Origin of the sequence: Sphingobium sp. KCTC 72723, from assembly GCF_014280435.1 — a bacterium.
GTDB lineage: Bacteria > Pseudomonadota > Alphaproteobacteria > Sphingomonadales > Sphingomonadaceae > Sphingobium.
In genome coordinates this window covers 1813947-1834819 of record NZ_CP060388.1, presented here as the reverse complement: position 1 = coordinate 1834819, position 20873 = coordinate 1813947, and the positions used below count along the sequence as shown (strand labels likewise).

At 64.9% G+C, this 20873-nt stretch carries 24 protein-coding genes; 8 read left to right on the top strand and 16 right to left on the bottom strand.

From position 1 onward, the window contains the following. Positions 1-2: 2 nt before the first annotated feature. On the bottom strand, positions 3-614 hold the full coding sequence (ccmA, locus tag SPBM01_RS09095) for a heme ABC exporter ATP-binding protein CcmA (RefSeq protein ID WP_188065190.1): 612 nt from the start codon (positions 612-614) through the stop codon (positions 3-5). Continuing rightward, the gene (locus tag SPBM01_RS09090; protein ID WP_262504421.1) at positions 611-1018 is read right to left on the bottom strand and encodes a metallopeptidase family protein; all 408 of its coding nucleotides are present in this window, start codon (positions 1016-1018) and stop codon (positions 611-613) included. Before SPBM01_RS09090 ends, ccmA begins: the two co-directional genes overlap by 4 nt. Before the next feature lie 40 nt (positions 1019-1058). On the opposite strand from SPBM01_RS09090, the gene SPBM01_RS09085 reads away from it, so the two are divergent. After that, entirely contained in the window at positions 1059-1349 is a 291-nt protein-coding gene (locus SPBM01_RS09085) for a 4a-hydroxytetrahydrobiopterin dehydratase (RefSeq protein WP_188065188.1), read from the top strand. A gap of 3 nt (positions 1350-1352) precedes the next feature. On the opposite strand, the gene SPBM01_RS09080 is transcribed toward SPBM01_RS09085, so the two are convergent. The 3 genes from SPBM01_RS09080 to SPBM01_RS09070 are packed head-to-tail and all read right to left on the bottom strand — an operon-like array spanning position 1353 to position 4948. Continuing rightward, positions 1353-1868, bottom strand: a complete 516-nt coding sequence (locus tag SPBM01_RS09080) for a hypothetical protein (protein WP_410483032.1) — start codon at positions 1866-1868, stop codon at positions 1353-1355. Then, positions 1865-4210, bottom strand: coding sequence for a patatin-like protein (locus tag SPBM01_RS09075; protein ID WP_188065187.1), 2346 nt, complete (start codon positions 4208-4210; stop codon positions 1865-1867). Before SPBM01_RS09075 ends, SPBM01_RS09080 begins: the two co-directional genes overlap by 4 nt. A 42-nt stretch (positions 4211-4252) precedes the next feature. Beyond that, positions 4253-4948 carry an endonuclease/exonuclease/phosphatase family protein gene (locus SPBM01_RS09070; protein WP_188065186.1) on the bottom strand — a complete coding sequence of 232 codons (696 nt, stop codon included), beginning with the start codon at positions 4946-4948 and terminating at the stop codon, positions 4253-4255. 88 nt (positions 4949-5036) lie between these two features. Here SPBM01_RS09070 and radA point away from each other — a divergent pair, with 88 nt between their 5' ends. Both radA and SPBM01_RS09060 read left to right on the top strand, forming a co-directional pair. Further along, positions 5037-6404 carry a DNA repair protein RadA gene (radA, locus tag SPBM01_RS09065; protein WP_188065185.1) on the top strand — a complete coding sequence of 456 codons (1368 nt, stop codon included), beginning with the start codon at positions 5037-5039 and terminating at the stop codon, positions 6402-6404. A gap of 11 nt (positions 6405-6415) precedes the next feature. Further along, positions 6416-6934: a CvpA family protein gene (locus SPBM01_RS09060; RefSeq protein WP_188065184.1), complete on the top strand. Its 519-nt coding sequence runs from the start codon at positions 6416-6418 to the stop codon at positions 6932-6934. Between the two features lie 110 nt (positions 6935-7044). Here the strand turns inward: SPBM01_RS09060 and SPBM01_RS09055 are convergent, their stop codons facing one another. From SPBM01_RS09055 to SPBM01_RS09040, 4 genes are all read right to left on the bottom strand, one after another. Then, positions 7045-7941, bottom strand: a complete 897-nt coding sequence (locus SPBM01_RS09055; RefSeq protein ID WP_188065183.1) for an SDR family oxidoreductase — start codon at positions 7939-7941, stop codon at positions 7045-7047. A 24-nt stretch (positions 7942-7965) separates the two neighbouring features. Beyond that, positions 7966-9093 carry a glutamate 5-kinase gene (proB, locus tag SPBM01_RS09050; RefSeq protein WP_188065182.1) on the bottom strand — a complete coding sequence of 376 codons (1128 nt, stop codon included), beginning with the start codon at positions 9091-9093 and terminating at the stop codon, positions 7966-7968. A gap of 130 nt (positions 9094-9223) precedes the next feature. Further along, positions 9224-10324: a GTPase ObgE gene (obgE, locus tag SPBM01_RS09045; RefSeq protein ID WP_188065181.1), complete on the bottom strand. Its 1101-nt coding sequence runs from the start codon at positions 10322-10324 to the stop codon at positions 9224-9226. 30 nt (positions 10325-10354) lie between these two features. Continuing rightward, positions 10355-10984: a TetR/AcrR family transcriptional regulator gene (locus SPBM01_RS09040; protein WP_188065180.1), complete on the bottom strand. Its 630-nt coding sequence runs from the start codon at positions 10982-10984 to the stop codon at positions 10355-10357. A 52-nt stretch (positions 10985-11036) separates the two neighbouring features. Here SPBM01_RS09040 and SPBM01_RS09035 point away from each other — a divergent pair, with 52 nt between their 5' ends. The 3 genes from SPBM01_RS09035 to SPBM01_RS09025 are packed head-to-tail and all read left to right on the top strand — an operon-like array spanning position 11037 to position 12981. Then, the gene (locus SPBM01_RS09035) at positions 11037-11879 is read left to right on the top strand and encodes a metal-dependent hydrolase (protein ID WP_188065179.1); all 843 of its coding nucleotides are present in this window, start codon (positions 11037-11039) and stop codon (positions 11877-11879) included. A gap of 32 nt (positions 11880-11911) precedes the next feature. After that, positions 11912-12442: a GNAT family N-acetyltransferase gene (locus SPBM01_RS09030; RefSeq protein ID WP_188065178.1), complete on the top strand. Its 531-nt coding sequence runs from the start codon at positions 11912-11914 to the stop codon at positions 12440-12442. Then, positions 12439-12981, top strand: a complete 543-nt coding sequence (locus SPBM01_RS09025) for a hypothetical protein (RefSeq protein WP_188065177.1) — start codon at positions 12439-12441, stop codon at positions 12979-12981. The genes SPBM01_RS09030 and SPBM01_RS09025 overlap by 4 nt, the downstream gene beginning before the upstream one ends. On the opposite strand, the gene SPBM01_RS09020 is transcribed toward SPBM01_RS09025, so the two are convergent. The 3 genes from SPBM01_RS09020 to rplU all read right to left on the bottom strand — a co-directional run bounded on the left by SPBM01_RS09020 (position 12968) and on the right by rplU (position 14423). Beyond that, the gene (locus SPBM01_RS09020; RefSeq protein WP_188065176.1) at positions 12968-13543 is read right to left on the bottom strand and encodes a GNAT family N-acetyltransferase; all 576 of its coding nucleotides are present in this window, start codon (positions 13541-13543) and stop codon (positions 12968-12970) included. The two genes, SPBM01_RS09025 and SPBM01_RS09020, sit on opposite strands and share 14 nt — an antisense overlap. 273 nt (positions 13544-13816) lie before the next feature. Continuing rightward, a complete protein-coding gene (gene rpmA, locus SPBM01_RS09015) occupies positions 13817-14086 on the bottom strand; it encodes a 50S ribosomal protein L27 (RefSeq protein WP_188065175.1) in 270 nt (89 codons plus the stop codon). A 37-nt stretch (positions 14087-14123) separates the two neighbouring features. Beyond that, positions 14124-14423, bottom strand: a complete 300-nt coding sequence (gene rplU, locus SPBM01_RS09010) for a 50S ribosomal protein L21 (protein ID WP_188065174.1) — start codon at positions 14421-14423, stop codon at positions 14124-14126. Positions 14424-14547: 124 nt separating this feature from the next. Here rplU and SPBM01_RS09005 point away from each other — a divergent pair, with 124 nt between their 5' ends. Next, positions 14548-15003 carry a hypothetical protein gene (locus SPBM01_RS09005; protein ID WP_188065173.1) on the top strand — a complete coding sequence of 152 codons (456 nt, stop codon included), beginning with the start codon at positions 14548-14550 and terminating at the stop codon, positions 15001-15003. A gap of 55 nt (positions 15004-15058) precedes the next feature. After that, positions 15059-16696, top strand: coding sequence for a YbaL family putative K(+) efflux transporter (ybaL, locus tag SPBM01_RS09000; RefSeq protein WP_188065172.1), 1638 nt, complete (start codon positions 15059-15061; stop codon positions 16694-16696). Positions 16697-16791: 95 nt separating this feature from the next. Here ybaL and SPBM01_RS08995 read toward each other — a convergent pair whose 3' ends face one another. From SPBM01_RS08995 to nusG, 4 genes are all read right to left on the bottom strand, one after another. Further along, on the bottom strand, positions 16792-18582 hold the full coding sequence (locus SPBM01_RS08995) for a DEAD/DEAH box helicase (protein ID WP_188065171.1): 1791 nt from the start codon (positions 18580-18582) through the stop codon (positions 16792-16794). A gap of 315 nt (positions 18583-18897) precedes the next feature. Then, positions 18898-19596, bottom strand: a complete 699-nt coding sequence (rplA, locus tag SPBM01_RS08990) for a 50S ribosomal protein L1 (protein WP_188065170.1) — start codon at positions 19594-19596, stop codon at positions 18898-18900. 5 nt (positions 19597-19601) lie between these two features. Next, a complete protein-coding gene (rplK, locus tag SPBM01_RS08985) occupies positions 19602-20033 on the bottom strand; it encodes a 50S ribosomal protein L11 (RefSeq protein WP_188065169.1) in 432 nt (143 codons plus the stop codon). Positions 20034-20311: 278 nt separating this feature from the next. Next, positions 20312-20848, bottom strand: coding sequence for a transcription termination/antitermination protein NusG (nusG, locus tag SPBM01_RS08980; RefSeq protein WP_188065168.1), 537 nt, complete (start codon positions 20846-20848; stop codon positions 20312-20314). Between the last annotated feature and the right edge of the window lie 25 nt (positions 20849-20873).

Below are 20873 nucleotides of genomic sequence, written 5' to 3'. Positions count from 1 at the left end.
GCTCATGCCGCATCCTCACGGGCGTCGGGCAGATAGTCTGCCAGCGCGATCGTCACCGGCGCGACAATCGGCAGCGGCTGGTGCGATGCTGCGACGACGATGCCGCCCGCCGTCAGATGCGCGGCGACGGCCCGGCCCAACAGGTCAGTGGAAGCGGTGTCGAGGCCATTGCCCGGCTCGTCCAGCAACCAGAGGTCGGCACCGCTGGCAATCACCCGCGCCAGCATCGCGCGCTTGCGCTGCCCGGTGGACAGCATCCGCACCGGCACGTCGGCCAGTGCCGAAAGCGCCATCGCGTCCAGCGCCGCGTCCACTGCGCCGCTGCCAGTGCGATCCAGTTTGGCCCAGAAATGCAATGCTTTGACCAGCGGCGCTTCCATGTCGAGCGCCAGCCGCTCGTCGGTCATCGCCACGCTGCCCTGCCGCTCCACGGTCCCGGCAAAGGCCGGCAGCAGCCCGGCGATGACGCGCAACAGACTGGATTTGCCCACCCCGTTCGGCCCGGTCAGCAACGCGCCGCCGCCCGGCTCCAGCGTCAGCGACACGCCCGCGAACAGCATCCGCCCACCACGCAGGCAAGCGACGTCGGTCAGGCGCAACCCCGCCCGGTTCATGACGCAACCATATCCTCCAGAACGTGCATGTCGATGTCGGACAGGCCGAAATGATGGCCGATTTCATGCACCACGACATGGGTGATCAGCGCGTCCAGTGGCACTCCGGTTTCGATCCATTCGTCCAGCAGCGGACGGCGGAACAGATGGACGGTCGGCGGCGCGTCCCCGGTCTGCGCCTCCTGCCCCACGGGGCGGCCGGAATAGAGGCCGGTCAGGCCGAAGGGATCGTCAATCTCCATCTCCTTCAGCACATCGGCATCGGCAAATTCCTGCACGAACAGCACGACATGGGCCAGATGATCCCTGAACGGTTCGGGCAGGCGGCCCAGCGCTTCGAGCGCGAGCGTCTCGATTTCCTGGGGCGTGGGGGCGAAGCGGGGCAGTTGACCGGGGTGCGACATGGCTGTCACATAAGCCAAAGCCTTTGACAGGAACAGAGACATGATTGGTAAACTGGACGACGAAGCGCGCGCCCTCGCACTGGCCGATTTGCCCGAATGGACGGTGGCGTCGGAACCGGACGGGATTGCCCGCCGCTTCACCTTCCCCGATTTCGTCGCTGCCTTCGGCTTCATGACGCGCGTGGCGATTTTGGCGGAAAAGGCGGACCACCATCCCGAATGGTCGAACGTCTATAACCGGGTGGACATCCTCCTCACGACCCATGACGCAGGCGGCCTGTCGCAGCGCGACATAGATTTGGCTCATGCGATCGAGGGACTGCTGCGATAAGCGTCAGTCGTCGTCGCGCCCCTCGATCCGGTCCTCATAGCCATGCAGCGCGGCTATGACCGACGGGTCGTTACCATAGCGGCGGCGCAGCATCGCCAGCGTTGCGTCGGAACCGTGGCACAATATCGCGACATTTTCCGCGATATAGGCGCGGCGTTCCTCGTCATAGGGTTCCTCACCGCGAAAATGGTCGCAACTGTCGCGGCCGACCATGAAGCGAGTGACTTCGCGCGGGAAGGGTTCCGCCGCCGCTGCGTCATCGGATGGCGGCAGGTCCATCGGGAAATCGGGCGCGGGCTGCGCGCGCACCGTGACCAGTGGCGCGGCGGCAGCCACAGGCGTAGCGGCGGGCATGACCGGGGCGGGCGGCGAAGGAGCAGCGGCAGGGACCGGGGTCATCATCGCGCTTTGGGGCGGCATGGTATCATTGTCGGCCTGCGCCGCTTCGTCGGACGCGCGGCATCCGGCGAGCAACGCCGCCATCATGACCATCGGAACCAGAACGCAACGCCTGCTCAACCGATTTCCTCCCGCAAGCCGGCGATCAGGTCCGCGACGTGGGTGAGCCGCGACTCTTCCTCGTCCAGGATCGCCAGAAAAGCCGCCCGCCTATAGGCGGCAATGCGATCGGGCGAAAGGCGGGTAGCGGCGGGCATGGCCGAAATCACGATGTCCAGAAGCCGCTCGACCCCGTGCAGCCGCCCCCACAAATAGTCGTTTTCGCGATAGACCCTGCTAAAGAAGGCACCGAAATTATTGAATTCAATGCCTTTCAATGTCGCTTCCGCTCCGCCCGCGCGGATCGCCGAACAATCTTCGGGCGAAATCCGGTCGACCTTGACCGGATCATATTCATCGGCACTGTCACCCTGAAGCAACGGTAGGGTGGCGATGTCGTAGAAGGGGAAGCCCAGATAGGCGAGCAACATGGTTCGCCTGCCCGCCTTGGGAAGGGCGGCAAAGGCATCGGCGAGCAGGCGATCGGCGGCGTCGTCGCGCGCCTGTAGCCCGCGTTCGCGCGCAACGGCGGCCAGCGCAACGGCAGCGTCCGTCGGCACTTCGCGCGCCGCGTCCGCCACCCCCGCGCCATGAAACTCGCTATCCTCGCAGGCGGCATAGAGCGCCAGCGCGGTGTAGATGGCGTCGTGCATATCCTGCGCGCCGCTATCCTCGCCCGATCCGTCGCTTTCCAGCGTTTCGGCCAGCCGCCGCGCCAGAAAGCGCAGGCGGCGGATGCGGAAGGCCAGGTCATGGGTACGAAAGAAAGTGACCGGGGCAGCAGCCGACCCATCCTTTTCGCTCAACTGGTCCGCGCCATCGGCCCGCACCTGCGCCCAGATCGCCTGCCGATAGCTTTCGCGCAGCATCGGGCTGGTTTCGCCCGACAGGCGGAACAGCAGGTCGGACAGGGATTCGACTATGCCCGACAATTTGAGATGACCATAAGCGGGAAAGGCAAAACCGGCCGATCCCGCCGCGCGTGCCTGCGCCTTTGCGCGCCAGGCGGACAGGCGGGCGGGCGTGGGGCTGTCCAGGAAGAACATGCCCCCGATCGCGCTTTCCACCTCCGCCTCGATGCCGGGGCGCAGCGCGTCCAATATCCGCCGCATCCGGCGGATACGAGTCGAATGGCGGTCGATCGCCTCCAGATTGTCGCGGATCGGCTGTTCGCGCGGAATGTCCGACAATGCGCCGAAGATGGTGCGGAAAAATCCGGGGAGCGGCGCGTCGGCCCCGGTCGGCGCATCTTCCTGTTCGCCCTGCTTGTTCAGGCGGATGGAGCGATGCCCCGGCTTGGGATCGATATAGACGAAGCGCCGGTCCACTTCCCGCCGCGACGGGCGGTTGCGCAGCGCGCCGATGGCCTGTGCAAAGGGAGCGTTGGCCAGCACCGATCCGTCGATCAGCACAGCGTCCTCCGCCGTGCCGCGCGCCGCATGGCGGGGCAGGGCGCGGGCCAGAAAGCGGTCGCGCGTGGGCCAGTGGCGGTGGCGGCGCTTCAACACCCGGTCCAGTTCGCGCACGGTGAAGGGGGGGAACGCTCCGGGGAAGCTGGCCGTGGCGCGTGCGGCGAACACGAGTTCGGCCGGATCGGCAAAGGCGCGCGGCTGGCCATCCTGACCCCGGCCCCGTGCGCGAAAGCCGATCGAGAGGCGATGTTCCGTTTCCACCACCTGCAACGGGCTGTTGAGTGTCAGGCTTTGGGGATGCCCTTCAAAATCGGTGACGGTGACGAACAGGTCGAGCGGGTGGCCGTCGGGCAGCAGCGGCGGGCCGCGCTCGCTGGCGGCCATCGCGTCGAGCGCGTCGATCAGCATCGTGGAAAATATCTCGCCCCCGAATGGCGGTTCGAACCAGCGCGATCGGATGAAGCGGGAGAGTTTCATCCGCACTTCTTCGCGCGTGTCGGGCGCGACGGTGCGTTCGACCGCGTCGCCGGGTCGGCGCGCGGCCATCCACACCAGCGGGGTCGCCCAGAATTTCGTCATCGCGCGGGCGGGGCGGGCATCCGGGTCCAGCAGGCTGTCGACATCGGCATTGTCCAGCCACAGCGCGGTCAGCGGTTCGAGCGACTGTCCCGTCTCGATCGCCTGCGCCAGAAAAATGCCGTTGATCCCGCCCGCGCTGGCCCCGGCGATGATGTCGGGCAATATGCGCAACCGCACGCCGCTTTCCGCCTCCATGTCGGCGAGCAGGCGGCGATAGACTGTTTCGCTACCGTCCGGGCTGGGTGTGCCATCATGGAAAGCGCGGCTGGCACGGGCCAGATGCCATACCTCCTTGGTGATGCCGTGCATATAGATCGCCAGGCTGATCCCGCCATAGCAGACCAGCGCCAGCCTGAGTTCCCGCTCCTTCATCGGCCGAACGTCGCAGAGCGCGGGGACGTTGTCGAGGGCATGTCAGAGAGTAAAATCGGCCCAGATCGGCAGATGGTCCGACGCGCGGCGGGCGGCGGCGCTTTCATGCACACCGCAATCGGTCAGCGTGAGTTGCGAACAGTGCATGATCCGGTCCAGCCGCGCGACCGGGCGCTGCGCATGGAAACTGCGCCCGCATCCGGCAAAGCTGTAATGGCGGGCAAAGTCGGCCAGGCACCCCCGGTTGGCGCTCCATTCATTGAGGTCGCCCATCAGCACGGTGGGCATCGCCGCGCCCTGCTGCGCCGCATGGATGACTGCTGCTGCCTGCCGCCGCCGCCACAGGCCAGACAGGTCGAGGTGCATCCCGAACACGCGCACGTCCACGCCGTTCAGTGTGACTTCCGCCATGGTCGCGCCGCGCGGCTCCAGATAGGGCAGGTGCAGCACGTCATGCGCACCGACCTCCGCGCCCTTGCGCACCAATATCGCGTTGCCGTGCCAGCCCATCGAATCATGCTGCACGTCCAGCGGCACCGGCTTGTAATCGCTCAGCCTTTCCATCAGCGCGGGGGGAATGGCGGCGGACCGCACGCCAAAGCGCCGGTCGGCCTCCTGCAAGGCAATGATGTCGGCATCGACCTGCCCCAACACCTCCAGCACCCGTTCGGGCATCCGTCGCCGGTCGGTGCCGATGGCCTTGCGGATATTATAGCTGGCGACGCGGATTTTCTTCATCCGCCGATCAATGCCTGAGCGGGGGCGATGTTTCCAGTGCCGCACGGATGTTCTTGCAATGTTCGCGCGCCATCGGCATATCCGTGTCATGGCCAAGGCAAAACGCAAATTCGTCTGTCAGCAATGCGGCACCGTGGCGGCGCGGTGGCAGGGCCAGTGCGAAGATTGCGGCGAATGGAACAGCATCGTCGAGGAAGCGGGCGAAACCGTCTTTTCCGCGCGGCACGACCTGCAAAATGGCGGGCGGGCGATCCAGCTTGTCGGGCTGAACAGCGAAGTCAAACTGCCGCCGCGCACCAGCACGGGCATAGCCGAATTCGACCGGGCGCTGGGCGGGGGCATCGTCGCAGGATCGGCGATATTGATCGGCGGCGATCCGGGTATCGGCAAATCGACCCTGTTGTTGCAGGCGGCGGCACGGGTCGCCTCGCGCGGCCTGTCGGTCGCCTATATCAGTGGCGAGGAAGCGGCCGATCAGGTGCGGCTCCGCGCGCAGCGACTGGGCCTTGGCAATGCGCCGGTGATGCTGGCCAGCGCCACGTCGGTGCGCGACATATTGACGACATTGGGGGAAGGGGAGCCGCCCGCCCTGCTGGTCATCGATTCGATCCAGACGATGCACAGCGACCTGATCGAAGGTGCGCCCGGCACCGTGTCGCAGGTACGCGCGTCGTCGCAGGAACTGATTCGATTCGCCAAACAACGCGGCACCGCGCTGATTCTGGTCGGCCATGTGACCAAGGATGGCAGCATCGCGGGGCCGCGCGTGCTGGAACATATGGTCGATACGGTGCTGGCGTTCGAAGGGGAGCGCAGCCACCAATATCGCATCCTGCGCGCGATCAAGAACCGCTTTGGCGGCACCGACGAGATCGGCGTGTTCGCGATGGTGGCGGAGGGGCTGGAGGAAGTCACCAACCCGTCCGCCCTGTTCCTGACCCATCGCGACGAAAGCGTGACCGGCGCGACGGTGTTCCCCGCGCTGGAGGGGACGCGGCCGGTGCTGGTCGAAATTCAGGCGCTGGTGGTGCGCCTGTCGAGCGGGGCTACGCCGCGCCGGGCTGTCGTGGGCTGGGATAGCGGGCGGCTGGCGATGGTGCTGGCGGTGCTGGAATCGCGTTGTGGCCTCAGCTTCTCGACCTGCGAAGTCTATCTGAACGTCGCGGGGGGATACCGCCTGTCGGACCCGGCGGCCGATCTGGCGGTCGCGGCTGCATTGATTTCGGCGCTGACGGAAAAGCCGGTGCCAGCCGACATCGTGCTGTTCGGCGAAATTGCGCTGTCGAGCGAGATTCGCCCTGTCGCGCACAGCCCGTTGCGCTTGCGCGAGGCCGCGAAACTGGGCTTCAATCGCGCGTTCGTCCCGGCCTCCGCCGCTGACGGCGTGAAGGGGATTGCGGTCAGCGGCTTCCGCACCCTGTCCCAATTGGTTGACCAGATGCTGGGACGCGGATAGCCAGCCAAGCGATGAACGCTATCGACATATTCGTCCTGCTCGCCATTGGCGGTTGCGCCGTGCTGGGGCTGCTGCGCGGTTTCGTGCTGGAAACCCTGTCGCTGATGGCATGGGTGCTGGCGATCTTTGCCATCCGCCTGTTCCATGCGTCGGTCGCCGATCTGCTGACCGCTTTTGTCGGCACCGCCAGCGGGGCGGCCGTGCTGGCGCTGGTGCTGGTGTTCGGCGTCACGTTCGGCGCGGGCAAGATGATTGCCCACGCCATTGGCAGGCGGACGCGCCAGTCGATGCTGGGTCCGGTCGACCGGGTGCTGGGCGGCGGGTTCGGCGCGGTCAAGGGGCTGATCGGCGCGACGATGTTGTTTCTGGCCTTCAGCCTCGTCTACGACACGATGTATGGTAGCGGCGCGCGCCGTCCCGACTGGCTGTCCGACGCGCGCACCTATCCGCTGCTCAATGCCAGCGGTCAGGCGATCAGCGAATTTCTGGCGGAACAGCGCGCGAAAAAGCCCGTGGCCCAAGATCAGTAAAATCGCCGTTCGGGCTGAGCTAAGTCGAAGCCTTCGATCGAACGTAGTGAGATGCCTTCGCTTACGCTCAGGCTGGCCCTTCGACTTCGCTCAGGGCGAACGGCGTCAGATCACAGCCAGCCCTTGGCTCGATACGCATCCGCCGTTTCTTTCAGCCCCACTTCGGTCGCCACCTGCGGCATCCACAATTGTGCCGGAACATGGCTCGCCGCCGCCGCCACCCAATCGGGATGGCAGAAATAATCGACCCGGTCCGGGGTCAGCTTTGCCCCCTTGCCCCGGATCATCCGGTCGGTCCGCGCCGCCACGCCCAGCAGCCAGGCGGGCGTCGCCAGCGTCCGCACCGCACGCCCCACCGCGCGCCCGATCGCCGCACCGAAATCCTTATGATCCCAGCCTTCAGGCGTGCCGTCATCGACTTCATAGCTGTGCGCCAGGCTGACATCCCGTTCCTGCGCCAGCGTCAGTAGCAACTGCGCCAGATCGCGCACATGGATCACCGACAGGCGGCCGCCCGGCGGCAGCAGCATGATGCCGCGTTTGGCCATGCGGAACAGTTCCAGCATTTCCCGGTCGTTCGGCCCGTAAATGGCGGGCGGGCGCACAATGGTCCAGTCCAGCCCGCTGGCCTTCACATGCCGTTCTGCCAGTTCCTTCGACCAGCCATAGTCGGACAGGCCCGGTTCCCGCGCGGCGAGCGAGGAGATATGGATCAACCGCCGCACGCCACGTTTGCGCATGGCATCGACCACCGCCATCGTGCCGCGCGCATTGCCCGCTTCGAAGCCGTCGCGGTCGGGCGCGTTCACGACGCCTGCAATATGGATCACCACATCGGCGTCGCGCACCAGCGTATCGAGCGCATGTGCTTCGTCCAGCGACCCCGGCACCCATTTCAACCGGGCGCGCGGTGGCTGCGCCCGGCGCGTCAGGGCGCTGACATGCAGCCCCGCCTCCAGCGCGAGGTCCAAAGTCTGCGCGCCGACGAAACCCGTCGCGCCCGTCATGGCAATTCTTAGAACCATGACAGATTATACCATCGCCATATGGTCGCGATGGACCAGCACCGACCGGGGCATTTCCCCCAGCAGCATGGCAATATCCTCGCTGCGTTTGCCCGCGATCTTCACGGCGGCGTCGCTGTCATATTCGATCAGGCCGCGCGCGATCACCCGGCCGTCGGTCGCCACGATGTCCACCACATCGCCCCGCGCGAACAGCCCTTCGACGCTGGCGACCCCTGCGGGCAGCAGGCTGTTGCCCTTGCCCAGCGCCCGTTCCGCGCCTGCATCCACGATGATGCGCCCGCGCACCGTCAACCGTCCGGCCAGCCAGCCCTTGCGCGCGCGCTTGGCCGGCGCGGCGAGGAAGATCGACCCCTTGCCGCCGCCCGCCCAATGGGTCAGCGGCGCGTCGATCTTGCCCGATATGATGGCCAGATGCGCGCCCGCCCCTGTTGCGATCTTCGCGGCCTCTATCTTCGACGTCATGCCGCCCGATCCCATGCCGGATGCGGAGCCGCTGTCGGCCATGGCCGCGATTCGCGCGTCGATGCGCTCTATGGTGTCGATCAGCATGGCGCTCGCATCGACGTGCGGGTTGGCGGTGTAAAGCCCGTCAACGTCCGACAGCAGGACAACTGCGTCAGCCCGTGCCGCCTGTCCGATACGCGCCGCAAGCCGATCATTATCGCCAAAGCGGATTTCCGCCGTCGCCACGCTGTCATTTTCATTGACCACCGGAACGACGCCCAGCGCCATCAGCCTGTCGAGCGTGGCCGAGGCGTTCAGGTAGCGGCGGCGATTTTCTAGATCGTCCAGCGTCACCAGCATCTGCGCGGCGGTGATGCCGCGTTCGTCCAGCAGGCTGGCCCAGCATTGCGACAGCGCGATCTGCCCGGTGGCCGCCGCCGCCTGTGCATCTTCCAGGCTGCCACGTCCGCCCTTGGGCAGTTTCAGCCGCCGTGCGCCCAGCGCGATCGCACCCGATGAGACGATGATGATCTGCTGCCCGGCGGCCTTGCGCGCGGCGACATCGGCGACCAGCGTGCGCAGCCAGTCGACGCGCACCTCACCTGCCGGATCGACCAGCAGGGCAGAGCCGATCTTGATGACAAGGCGGCGGATCAGCGCAGGGGGAAAGCCGGAGAGGGGGTTCATGAAACGATCCGAAAAAGCCCCTCTCGTTCAGGGGAGGGGTTGGGGTGGGGGCTATCGACGGGGTCCGACGTCGCGCTTTCGGTACGCCCCCACCCCTCGGTCCCCTCCCCTGAAGGAGAGGGGATGAAGGTCAGAGCGGCGACCATGTGCTTTCGCCTTCTTCGCCCTCGGCTCCGTCAGGATCCGCATCCTCCAGCGCTTGTCCCACGATCGGCAGAATCGCGTCCAGCAGCGCTTCGACCCCGTCGCCCGTCCCGGCGGAGATGATGAACACATCCTCCACGCCTTCTTCGCGCAACTGGTCGGCAATGTCCTCCATCAGCTCCGGGCCGAGCAGGTCGCCCTTGTTGAGCGCGACGATCTGCGGCTTTTCGTCCAGCCCTTCGCCATAGGCGGACAGTTCGTCCTGCACGATATGGAACGCCTCGACCGGATCGTCGCCCGTCGCGTCGATCAGGTGCAGCAGCACGCGGCACCGCTCGATATGGCCCAGGAAGCGGTCGCCGATCCCCACGCCTTCGGCCGCGCCCGCGATCAGGCCTGGAATATCGGCCAGCACGAATTCGCGCTGCTTGTGCAGCACCACGCCCAGCTGTGGCTTGGTCGTGGTAAAGGCATAGGCGCCGACCTTGGCCTTGGTATTGGTCACCTGATTGATCAGCGTCGACTTGCCAGCGTTCGGCATCCCCACCAGCCCGACATCGGCCAGCAGTTTCAGCCGCAGCCACACCCACATTTCCTGACCCGGCCAGCCCGTGCCATGCTGACGCGGAGCGCGGTTGGTGCTGGTCTTGTAGGACATGTTGCCCCGCCCGCCGTCGCCGCCGCGCAGGAAGGTGACGCGCTGCCCGACTTCGGTGAAGTCGGCCAGGATTTCCTGCTCCTCATAATCGGGGATGCCGTCTTCGTCCTCGCTGCCTTCGATCGGTTTGGGATCGGACAGGAGCTGCGTGCCGACCGGCACCTTGACGATCAGGTCTTTGCCGCCCGCGCCATAGCGGTTCTTGCCCATGCCCGGCGTGCCGCGCTGTGCCTTGAAATGCTGGGTATAGCGAAAGTCGATGAGGGTGTTGAGGCCCGCTACCGCTTCGAAGATGATGTCGCCGCCCTTGCCGCCGTTGCCGCCGTCGGGGCCGCCATATTCCTCATATTTTTCGCGCCGGAAACTGACCGCACCGGGACCGCCCCAGCCGGACTTGATGAAAATTTTTGCTTGATCGAGAAAATGCATGGCGCGCCCATAGCGCCTAATGGAGAAAAGTTAAACCTTGGCTTGTGCTGCTTTGGTCGCGGCAAAGGCCGCCGCTTCGGCCATTAGTGCGGCAATCAGGCTGCGCGTGGCAATTTCGCGCGCTTTTTCGCGTGGCAGGCCCAGTGAGGAAGCCATCGGCCCGCCCATTTGCGAATCGCCCAGCGCGAGCAAAACCAGCATCAGCGTATTGTCGCGGATCACATCGCCCAGGTCCGGGGTCAGCGCCGTGGCGACCAGCTTATCGACCAGCCGGTGGATCGCTTCTACCACCGGGTCGAGCGCATCTTCATTGCCCGATGCCAGCATCCAGCTGGCCAGCGCCCCCGCACCACCGGCGTCGAAAGCGTCGAACGTCATGTCGACGATCAGGCGCGGCGCGACTTCGCCCCGGCGCGCTGCGTCCACCGCTTCGCCGATCGTCGCGGTAATCGTATCACCCAGATGCGCGGCCAGCGCCTTTTGCAGGCCCGCCGCCGACCCGAAATGGTGGAGCAGATTGGCGTGCGTCCGCCCGATTCGCCCGGCCACGGCTTTCAATGTCACGGCCTGCGGTCCGGCCTCTATCAACAGGATGCGCGCGGCTTCCACGGCGGCATGGCGGCTTTCATCGGGGCTGAGGCGGGACCGCTTTATTGACATGGGTGTGAGTAACTCTTATTTACATCAATGTAAGTAATGAGGAGATGTCCCCATGACCCCGACCGACCTGACCATCACCCCGCGCGACCGCCGTTTCGGGCGCGGGCAAGGATCGGCCCGACATTGGCTGAACGGCGATCCGATCGCCACGGCTTTCTTCAACGCCCTGTCGATCACCTTCCCGCGCGGCGAAGCCTATTTCATCGACAGCGTCCGCGCCTTTCGCGACGACGTGCCGGAACGGCTGGGGCGGGAAATCGCGGCCTTCATCAAGCAGGAAGTGGTCCACAGCCGCGAACATCTGGCCTTCAACCGGCAAGTGAGCGACAATGGCTATGACGTGTCGGTGCTGGACGCCGATGTGGTCCGGCTGCTCGACCTCGCCCGGCAACGCCCGCCGATCATCAGCCTGGCCGCGACCATGGCGCTGGAACATTTCACCGCGATCCTGGCCCATGAACTGCTGCGCGATCCGCGCCACCTGAACGGAGCAGAGCCGGAAGCGGCCGCGCTGTGGCGCTGGCACGCGATCGAGGAAATCGAGCATAAAGGCGTTGCCCATGACACATGGATGCACGCGACTCGTGACTGGAGCCGGGCGAAACGCTGGCGCATCAAGGCGCTGATGATGCTGATCGTGACGAAGCATTTCCTGCATCACCGTGCGCGCGGAATGATGAAATTGTTGCGGCAGGACGGGGTGACCGGCGTGCGGGCATGGGGCGGGTTGCTGCGCTATGCGCTGGTCCGGCCGGGCATATTGCGCCGCGTGGCGCGGCCATGGATAGGTTACTTCCTGCCGGGCTTTCACCCGTGGCGGGTGGACGACCGGGCGCTGATCGCGCTGGCCGACAGCGATTATGCCGATGCGCGGATGGTGCCGACCCCGGCTTGACCGGCGGGGCGGGGCGCGGTCTTATTACCGCCATGACGGCTCCCCCGATACTCCACACCGACCGGCTGATTCTGCGCGCTCATGCCGTCGCCGACTATCCCGCCTGTCAGGCGCTATGGGCCGACCGACAGGTCGTGCGCCATATCGGCGGATCGCCGCAGGATGCGCAGGCTGTGTGGTTTCGCTTGCTGCGCTATGCGGGCATGTGGTCGCTGCTGGGCTACGGCATGTGGGTGATCGAGGATCGCGCGACCGGCGCGTTGCTGGGTGAGGCGGGGTTGCTGAGCGCCGCGCGCGGCCTGCCCGAACTGGACGCTGTGCCGGAGGCAGGCTGGGTGCTGGGGCGACAGGGCTGGGGCCAAGGCATCGCCACCGAAGCGATGGCCGCGATCCTCCGCTGGGCCGACGCGCATCTGGACGCACCCGCCATCCGCTGCATCATCGAACCCGATCATGATGCGTCGATCCGGGTTGCGGAGAAGCTGGGCTTCGTGCCGCTGCGCGACGCGACATTGGGGGCCAAGCCGATTCGCCTGTTCGAACGGCACCGGGCGTTGCTATGATCGGCTGGACCATAGCCGTGCTGGCTAGCGTTTCCGCGCCGTCGATTGGAGCGGCGGATCGCGCTGCCATCGCCGCCCGCATCGCTGATTTCGACGCGATGATGCGCCAAGGGCGTATCGCCGACAGCATCGACTTCCTCCCACCCCGCCTGCTGCGCATGATCGCCCAGCGGTTCGGGGTGCCGGATGCGGATGTGAAGGCGATGATCGGCGCGCAGATGGCCGATGCGGTGGCGGATGTACGCTTCCTGTCCTTCGGCATGGATATGCAGGCCGCGCGGGTCGCCGCCACACCTGACCGGCAACGCGCCTATATGCTCATTCCGACACACAGCATGATTGCGGTTCCCGATGTCGGGACGCTGCGCAGCCAGACCAGCACGCTGGCGTTGCAGGATGACGGGCTTTGGTATCTGGTCCGAATCGACAGCACGCAACAGGTTGCCCTGCTGCGCGCGGCCTATCCCGAATTTACCGGCATCGATTTTCCGTCCGGTTCATCGACTATGGTGGATGATACTGATCCTACGCCGCCATAGCGGGCAGGGCGTCGCCATAGAGGTCCATCGCCGGATCAGCGCACAGGCGCATCATCTCGCCTTCCTCAAACAGCAGGCAATCGGCCTGCGCCTGACGCGCGGGGCTGAACCGCCATTCGATTCGCCCGCTATAGGCAAAGCCCAGCTTGCGCAGGACATTGCCCGACGCGGGGTTGTCGGCGAAATGGGCGGCGCGGATGCCAGTCACGCCATGCGCGCGCGCCATGCCGATGACGGCACGGGCCGCTTCGGTGGCAAATCCCAGCCCCCAATAGGGACGCGCGATCCAGTAACCCAGTTCCGGCACGCCATCGTCGGCGCGGGTGACGCCGCATCCGCCGACCAGACGCGGTGCGCCCTGCGTGCGGGTGAAGGCCAGCAGGCGCGGCAGGCGCGGATCGTGCGGCAGGGCCAGAAATTGCTGCGCATCGGCCAGCCCATAGGGGCAGGGCGCGCGGGTCAGGTTGCGCAATATCGACACATCGCCAATGGCATGGGCCAACGCATGGGCATCTTCCATCCAGCCCGGACGCAGGATCAGGCGGGGGGTACGGGCGAACATTTTCGTCTCTCCTCTTGTCCGCGCCATTAGCGGCCAATGATGACGGCTTGACGACGGCGGGCTTTATGAACTGGCCCACTCGCATGACGCGCAAGAAGGGCTTGAGTTCCAGTGACTTGAGGGAAATATTGAGAGGAGAAGCCCAAATAGGAAAAGGGGCGCTCCTGTGGAAGGAGCGCCCCTTTTTCCCTCGATCACAAATGACCGGACCAAGCCAAAGTCACCTGAGAGGATCGCCCCTTTGCGTGGGGACGATCCGTCATTGATCGTCCGTTATTCTGCGGCCTGCGCCATGGCATCGACCGACACATATTTGCGGCCCTGCTTGCCGGCGTGGAATACCACGCGGCCTTCACCGAGCGCGAACAGCGTATGGTCCTTGCCCATGCCGACGTTGCGGCCGGGATAGACGCGGGTGCCGCGCTGACGAATGATGATGTTGCCGCCGATCACTTCCTGACCGCCGAACTTCTTAACGCCAAGGCGCTTGGCTTCCGAATCACGACCGTTGCGCGACGAACCGCCAGCTTTCTTATGTGCCATTGTCTAAACTCCTCGAATCTGGATCAGCAGGGCGCTGTTAGGCGCCGATTGCCACGATCTTCAGGATCGTGTGGCGCTGACGGTGGCCGTTCTTGCGGCGATAATTGTGGCGGCGACGCTTCTTGAAGACGATGACCTTCTCGCCCTTCGCCTGCGCGATGATCTCGGCCGCGACGGTCAGGCCGCTCACGTCCTTGAGTTCGCCGCCTTCACCGGCCAGCAGGACGTCGTCCAGCGTGATCTTGTCACCGGCTTCACCGGCCATCTTTTCGACGACGATCTTGTCTCCGGCGGCGACGCGATACTGCTTGCCGCCTGTGCGCACGATAGCGAACATGGCTTGTCTCTTCTCGTTCAAATCTGCTTTACGCAGATCACCAAAGACATGATGCCTTAGCCGACCCGCGCGGGAATGTGGCCCGGTAGTGGAATGACTCGCACCTGTCAACCGCCATGGGCCGATGACAGGGCTGGTTTTCTGGGCCACGCCTTACTATCTGGAGGCGGACTTGGAGCAGATTTCGCGTATGAAGGCAAGCATCTACAGGAGTAAGGGGATCGCAGCGCGGCTGCCGATGCTGCTGGCCGTGTGGATGCTGATTGCCGTTGCGCTGTTTTCTGCTCTGGCGCCGGTGGGGCCACCGCTCAGTCGCGTGACCGGATCGGCCTTCAACCCGGCGACCAGCGATGTTGTGCTAAAGGCCCGCGCGCCATTGGCACCACAGGCGGCGCAGGCGGCCCGTCCCGATCGCGATGCTGATCCTGCCATCGTGCTGCTTTTACCGGCGCTGGCGGCGCTTCCGATTGCCCTCTGGCATATCCTGTCGTTGACCGGGGCAGTCAAATTTCGACCGCGCCGCCAGTCCCACCTACGTAGGACGCCGAATCAGCCGCGCGCGCCGCCCGCCCTTTCCTGACGAACTCCATTCCGGGCTGCTCACGCGGCTATTCGTCACGAAAGGAAGGCTGCTTATGCCCCACCACACTCCTCTGATCGGCACCATCGTCGCCGGTCTTGTCGTTGCTTTCATCATGGGTGCGATCGCCCATCGTCTCAAACTCTCGCCCCTGGTCGGCTATCTGGTCGCCGGCATCATGGTCGGTCCCTTCACCCCCGGCTTCGTCGCCGATGCGGGCCTTGCCAATGAGCTGGCCGAAATCGGCGTCATCCTGCTGATGTTCGGCGTCGGCCTGCATTTCTCCTTGAAAGACCTGCTGTCGGTCAAGAATATCGCGGTCCCCGGCGCATTGGTGCAGATCGCGGTGGCGACTCTGCTCGGCATGGCGCTGTCCCACTTCATGGGCTGGCCTTTGATGGGGGGCATCGTCTTTGGCCTTGCCCTCTCCGTCGCCAGCACGGTCGTGCTGCTGCGCGCGCTTCAGGGGGCCGATCTGGTCGAAACCCGGCGCGGGCGCATCGCGGTCGGCTGGCTGATCGTGGAGGATCTGGTGATGGTCCTGGCCCTCGTCCTGTTGCCCGCCCTTGCCGAAGTGCTGAACGGCGCGGATGCCAATGCCGGAGCCAGCGCGCTCATTGCCCCGCTGGTCGGCACGCTGCTCAAGGTGGCGGGCTTCGTCGCGCTGATGCTGGTGGTGGGCCGCCGGGTCATCCCCTGGGCGCTCCACTGGGTCGTCCATACCGGATCGCGCGAACTGTTCCGTCTCGCCGTCCTCGCTATCGCGCTGGGCGTTGCTTTCGGTGCAGCCTATGCGTTCGACGTGTCCTTCGCGCTGGGTGCCTTCTTTGCGGGCATGATCCTGGGCGAAACCCCGCTCAGCCGCCGCGCGACCGAAGAAACGCTGCCCCTGCGCGATGCGTTCGCGGTGCTGTTCTTTGTGTCGGTGGGCATGTTGTTCAACCCGGCGGTGCTGTGGGAACAACCACTGCCGCTGCTCGCCACCGTGGCGATCATCATCGTGGGCAAATCGATCGCGGCCTATGCCATCGTCCGCCTGTTCCGCTACCCTAACGACACGGCACTGACGATCGCGGTCAGCCTGGCGCAGATCGGGGAGTTTTCCTTCATCCTCGCCTCGCTCGGCACAGGGCTTGGCGTATTGCCGCCCGATGCGCGCGACCTCATCCTGGCGGGCGCGATCGTGTCGATCTTCCTCAACCCCATCCTTTTCTCGCTGGTGGTGCGCGCCCGCAAGCAGGAGGAAGTGGACGACGAAGCCGCACGAGTCGCCGCCGCGCGCCCTGCGGTCGGCCATGTCATCCTGATCGGCTATGGCCGCGTGGGCAAGCTGATCGCACTGGGCCTGACCCAGCGCGACATCCCCTTCGTCGTAATCGAGGATGACGGGGAAAAGGCGCAGGAAGCGCAGGAAGCCGGCCTGTCCGTCATACGCGGCAATGCGCTGGAGGACCGGCATCTCAACGCCGCTGGCGTGGCCACGGCGCGTCGCCTGTTGATCGCAGTGCCAGAGGGTTTCGAAGGGGGCGCGATCCACGAACATGCCCGCCACCTCAACCCCGACCTGGATGTCATCGCCCGCGCGCACAGCGACGCGGAAGTCGACTATCTGGAGGGGCTGGGCGTGCCTCATGTCGTCATGGGCGAACGCGAACTGGCCAACCGGATGCTGGCTTTGTGCGGGGCGCATTAAAATCCTCGCTGCGACGCGAGGATCCGCAAAAATCCTAAGCCATAAGAAAACCCCGCCCGATTCTGAACCGGGCGGGGTTTTCCTGTTTTACGCTATCAGCCGCGCGAGCGGGGCGGACCCTTGCGCGGGCCGCCGGCACCAGCGCCCTTGAACGGACGCGGGCTGTGCGGCGACGCGCCGCCGCGCGACCCGGCACCCGGACCGCCACGGGGCGGACCGCTGCGGTTGGGACGGTCGCCATTGGCAGGGCGCAACTGCTTGCGATTTTCGCGCGCTTCTTCACGCGGTGCGCCATCGACCGGATCGAACATCACGTCCGCGCCCTCGTCACCGGCCTCGCCAGAGCGGCGGACGGCGGCCAGAAACTTGGCCGAAATCGCCTTGGGGATTTCGAACATGGTTTCGTTGGTGGTGATGCGGATCGCGCCGATGTCGCCACGCGACACATGGCCACGACGGCAGATCAGCGGCAGGATCCAGCGCGGATCGGCATTCTGGTTGCGGCCGATGTTCATGCGGAACCACTGCGTATCCTCAAAGCCCGGACGGGGTCCGTCGCGGCGCGCAGGGGCTTCGCTGGCGTCCAGCAATTCTTCGGGCGCGGGCATCGCGGCGCGGGCGCTGCGCACCAGCATCGCGGCGATTTCCTTGGCGCTCTTGGCTTCCAGCAATTCGGCACCCAGCGTCCAGTCGGATTCTTCCAGTTCCGCCGGGGCCAGCAACTGCGCGCGCAGCCGTTCGGCGTCCTGCTGCGCAATCGCTTCCTTGCTGGGGGCCGTCGTCCATTCGACCGGAATCTTCGCGCCCTTCAGCATCGCTTCGACGCGGCGGCGACGCGGATAAGGCACGATCAGCACGGCAGTGCCTTTCTTGCCCGCGCGTCCGGTACGGCCCGACCGATGCTGCATCGTTTCAGCGTCGCGCGGCAATTCGACATGCACCACCAGCGTCAGCGTGGGCAGGTCGATGCCGCGCGCGGCAACGTCCGTCGCCACGCACACCCGCGCGCGCTTGTCGCGCAGCGCCTGCAACGCATGGTTGCGCTCATTCTGGCTATGTTCGCCAGACAAGGCGACGGCGGCAAAGCCACGCTCGGTCAGACTGGCGTGCAGGTGGCGCACATTGTCGCGCGTGGCACAGAACAGCATCGCCGTTTCCGCTTCATGATAACGCAGCAGGTTGACCACCGCATTTTCGATGTCGGCCGGGGCCACGGTCATCGCCTGATAGCTGATGTCGCCATGGCCACGCTCGGTTGATGTGGTCGCGATCTGGATCGCGTCCTTCTGATACCGGCGGGCCAGCGCCACGATGGGCTTGGGCATGGTCGCCGAAAACAGCAGGGTCCGGCGCGTGTCCGGGGTGGAATCGAGAATGCCTTCCAGATCTTCGCGAAAGCCCATGTCGAGCATTTCGTCGGCTTCATCCAGCACCGCGGTCTTGAGCGCCGACAGGTCGAGCGCGCCGCGTTCCAGATGGTCGCGCAGACGGCCCGGCGTACCCACGACGATATGCGCGCCCTGCGCCAGCGCCTTGCGCTCGCGCGCGGCGTCCATGCCACCGACGCAGGTGGCGATGCGCGCGCGCGCACCAGCATAGAGCCATTCCAGCTCGCGGCTGACCTGCAACGCCAGTTCGCGCGTCGGCGCGATGACCAGCGCCAGCGGCCATGCCGGCGGGGGCAGGCGGCCTTCCTCGTTCAGCAATTCGCCGGCCATCGCCAGGCCGAAAGCGACGGTCTTGCCCGACCCGGTCTTGGCCGACACGATCATGTCGCGGCCAACCGCTTCAGGTTCTATCACGGACGACTGCACTTCGGTCAGGACTTCATAGCCCTTGGTCGTCAGCGCCTGCGACAGGATGGGGGGGAGGTTGTCAAATGCCATATGTTTTTCGTTCCATCGGTAATAGCGACCCGCCATATTCCGACGGATACAAAAGACCTGTTCCTTTACGCCTGCCGGAAGCGAAGCGTTCAGAGTGCAAGGTCACACACCCTGATTTCACATGATCCTCCCCTGCAAGGGGAGGGGGACCGCGCCCAAAGGGCGTGGTGGAGGGGTGTCCCCCTATCGAGAGCGCTATGCCTCTCCGCCAAGCCTGCATGGGGTTGATGGGAGCGGTCGCATCTCGAAAACAAGAAAGCCTCCTTCCCCATTTCGCGAGGAAGGAGGCTTGCCTGATTGTCTATAGCGCAAAAATCAGATTGCGGCGACTTCCGCCACATCGACCTTCACGCCCGGACCCATCGAAGACGACAGGGCGATCTTGCGAACATATTTGCCCTTCGAACCGGTCGGCTTGGCCTTGACGATCGCATCGACGAACGCATCGAAGTTGCGACGCAAGTCTTCGGCGGTGAAGCTCGACTTGCCCAGGCCCGCATGGATGATGCCTGCCTTTTCGACGCGGAATTCGATCTGACCACCCTTGGCGGCCTTCACGGCTTCGGCGACGTTGGGCGTCACGGTGCCAAGCTTGGGGTTGGGCATCAAGCCCTTGGGACCCAGGATCTTGCCCAGACGACCGACCAGGCCCATCATGTCCGGCGTCGCGATGACGCGCTGGAAATCGATGTTGCCGGCCTGGATGCTTTCCAGCAGGTCTTCGGCACCCACGATGTCGGCACCGGCGTCGAGCGCCTGCTGTGCCTTGTCGTTGCGGGCGAACACGGCGACGCGCACGTCCTTGCCGGTGCCAGCGGGCAGGGTGACGACGCCACGGACCATCTGGTCGGCATGACGGGGATCGACGCCCAGGTTGATCGCGATTTCGACGCTTTCGTCGAACTTGGCGGTCGCGTGGGTCTTGATCAGGCCCAGCGCTTCATTGACGCCGTGCAGCTTTTCCTTGTCGATTGCGGTGGCCAGAGCCTTCGCCTTCTTGGTCTGCTTTGCCATGATAATCAGCCCTCCACCACATCAAGGCCCATCGCGCGAGCGGAGCCTTCGATGATCTTCGTTGCAGCGTCGATGTCGTTCGCGTTGAGATCGACCATCTTGGCCTGCGCGATTTCAGCAAGCTGCGAGCGCTTGATCTGACCAGCGACGATCTTGCCGGGTTCCTTGGAACCGGACTTGAGGTTCATCGCCTTCTTGATCAGGAAGGTGGCAGGCGGCTGCTTCATCGTGAAGGTGAAGCTGCGGTCCGCATAGACGGTGATGATCGTGGGCAGGGGGGTGCCTTTTTCCACGCTGGCCGTCTGGGCGTTGAACGCCTTGCAGAATTCCATGATGTTTACGCCGCGCTGACCCAGTGCCGGGCCGATTGGCGGGGCAGGCTTGGCATCGCCAGCAGGCACCTGGAGCTTGATATAGCCCGTAATCTTTTTAGCCATTATGACTCACTCTGTTGCTGGAAGGGTGGCACGCCAACCTTCCGGTTCAAGTTTAGCGGTATTGGCGGATGCACCCAAAGGCGAATCCTCCCGCATGAATTCCCCGGACCCAAAGGTTTCAGGAAAGCGCGGCCCCTAGACTGTTTGGTGGCGTAAGGGAAGCGCAACTTTGCAAATCCTGCCGCAAAGCGGCATCGTCCATCCTGTCAGGCCCAAAACGCAAAAACGCAGCGTCGAGCGATGCCGACGCCGCGTTTTGGCCAACCGGAAATCCAGGGTTACTTCGACAGTTCGACCTGCTCGAAATCCAGTTCGACCGGGGTGGCGCGACCAAAGATCGACACCGACACCTTGACCCGGTTCTTTTCGAAATCCAGTTCCTCGACCACGCCGTTGAAGCTGGCGAAGGGACCGTCCAGCACCTTGACCGCATCGCCGATTTCGTAATCGACGCTGACCTTGTGCTTGGGTGCGGCTTCGGCTTCCTTGCGGGCGCCGAAATAGCGGGCGGCTTCGTTCTCGCTGATCGCCTGCGGCTTGCCCATCGACCCCAGAAAGCCCGTAACCTTGGGCGTGTTCTTGATCAGGTGATAAATGTCGTCGTTCATCGCCAGCTTGGCCAGGACATAGCCGGGCATGAACTTGCGTTCGACCTGGACCTTCTTGCCGCGCTTTACTTCGGTCACTGTCTCGACCGGCACTTCGACCTGCTCGACCAATTGGGTCAGGCCCATGCGCTCGGCTTCGGACAGGATCGATTCCTTGACCTTGTTTTCGAAGCCCGAATAGGCGTGGATGATGTACCAGCGCGCCATGTTACCCTTTCAAATCCCAACTTAG